Source organism: Klenkia sp. PcliD-1-E (assembly GCF_024124375.1).
Classification (GTDB): Bacteria; Actinomycetota; Actinomycetes; order Mycobacteriales; family Geodermatophilaceae; genus Klenkia.
The window spans coordinates 1-2022 of the sequence record NZ_JAMXRZ010000233.1 but is presented as its reverse complement, the minus strand read 5'-3'; the positions used below and the strand labels follow the sequence as shown (position 1 = coordinate 2022).

The window sequence follows — 2022 nt, the reverse complement described above, 5'->3', positions numbered from 1 at the left end:
GCCGGTGCCACGCTGGCCGGCCCCGCCGGCGCCGCCGTCGCCGGCCCGCTCGGCGCCGCGCTGGCCGTGCTGCCCGACGACCTCGGCGAACGGGTGATGCTCGGCGACTGCGGCGCCAACGCCCTGGGCGCCGTCCTCGGCCTGCGGCTGGCCGCCGTCCGCTCCCGCGGCACCCGGGCCACCGCCCTCGGGGTGGTCACCGCGCTCACCCTGGCCAGCGAGAAGGTCAGCTTCACCCGCGTCATCGAGGCCACCCCCGGCCTGCGCCAGCTCGACCGGCTCGGCCGGCGCCCCGCCTGAGGTGACCCGGCAGCAGGCCGTGCGGGGGGTCGCCGGGGCCGCCGCGCTCATCGCGGTGCTGACCGTGCTGTCCCGGGTCGCGGGGTTCGGCCGCACGGTGGTGTTCACCAACACCGTCGGGGCCGGCAGCACCGCCGACACCTACCTCGCGGCCAACAACGTGCCCAACATCGTCTTCGAGGTGGTCGCCGGCGGCGCGCTGGCCAGCCTCGTGGTGCCGATGCTGGCCGGGGGCATCGCAGCCGGGGACCGGGAGCAGGTGCGGGAGACGGCCTCGGCGCTGCTGGGGTGGACGCTGGTCGTGCTCGTGCCGCTGGCCGCACTGCTCGCGCTGGCCGCCCGGCCGATCGCCGAGGCCCTGCTCGGCGCGGGCGCCGCCGACCCGGCGAAGGCCGAGCTCGCCGCCCGGTTCCTGCTGGTGTTCGCCCCCCAGGTGGTGCTCTACGGCATCGGCATCGTGCTCACCGGCGTCCTGCAGGCCCACCGCCGGTTCGCCGGCCCCGCCCTGGCCCCGCTGCTGTCCTCGGTGGTGGTGGCCGGCGCCTACCTCACCTTCGCGGTCATCGGCGGCGGCCGGGCGGTCGAGGACCTGTCCCGGCCGGCGGAGCTGGTGCTCGGCATCGGTACCACGCTCGGCGTCGTCGCGCTGGCCGGCTGCCTGCTGGTCCCGCTGCGCGGGCTGCGGCTGGGGCTGCGTCCTCGGCTGCGGTTCCCTGTCGGTGCCGCACCCCGGGTGCGCCGGCTCGCCCTGGCCGGCGTGCTCACCCTGCTCGGGCAGCAGCTGGTCGCCGTCGTCGCCATCCGGCTGGCCAACGCCGGCGGGGTGCCCGACGGCTCGCAGACCGTCTACTTCGCCGGCATGACCCTGTTCCTGCTGCCGTGGGCCGCGCTCGCCGTCCCGCTGGCCACGTCGGCCTACCCCGGGCTGTCCGAGCGGGCCGCGCAGGGCGACGTCGCCGGGTTCGCCCGGCTGCTGGCCCCGGTCACCGCGCTCGTGGTCACGCTGTCCGCGGTGGCCGTCGCCGTCCTGGTCGCCGTCGCCGGCCCGGTGGCCCGGGTCTTCTTCGCCACCGACCGGGACGCCGCGGCGCTGCTCGCCCCCACCGTGGTGGCCTTCGTGCCCGGCCTGCTGGGCTACGGCTTGGTCGCGGTGCTCAGCCGCGCGCTGTACGCCCGCGGGCTGTGGCGGTCCCCGACGGTGTGCGTCGCGGGTGGCTGGCTGGTCGCGGTCGCCGCGGACCTCGTGCTCGCCGGCCTGCTGCCCGCCGACGACCGCGCCGTCGCCCTCGCCCTCGGCCACACCGTCGGCACCACCGTCGCCGGGGCCGGCCTGCTGCTCGTCACCGCCCGCGTCGCCGGGCCCGGCTCGCTGGCCGGCCTGGGGCGCCTGGGCGTCCCGGCGCTGGTCGGTGCGGGGGCCGGGGGAGCGGCCGGGGTGCTCGTCGCCCGGGCCCTGGGTGCCGATCCGGTGCCCCCCGGCGGGGTGCTCGCCGCCGTCGGCACCGGGGCGCTGGCCGGCGTCGCCGTCCTGGTGGTGGCCGCAGCGGTCATCATGGGAACCGCCCGCGGACCCCTGCGCGCCGCCCTCGCGGGCCTGCGAGGCCGCCGGACCACCCCGGACGACGGCCCGGGGCCGCGGGCGCAGCGGGGCAGCGACCAGCACAGGACGGCGGAGGAGGCCCGGTGAGCGCGGTGGACGGGGAGCTGGCGGGCCGGCGGGTC

1 protein-coding gene and 1 pseudogene are annotated in these 2022 nt (G+C 79.1%); both read left to right on the top strand.

Going from position 1 to position 2022, the window contains the following annotated elements:
• Positions 1-300: pseudogene (locus tag NH342_RS22775) on the top strand (hypothetical protein); the annotation flags it as partial.
• A gap of 1 nt (position 301) precedes the next feature.
• Positions 302-1987 carry a murein biosynthesis integral membrane protein MurJ gene (gene murJ, locus NH342_RS22770; protein WP_253018618.1) on the top strand — a complete coding sequence of 562 codons (1686 nt, stop codon included), beginning with the start codon at positions 302-304 and terminating at the stop codon, positions 1985-1987.
• Positions 1988-2022: the final 35 nt, after the last annotated feature.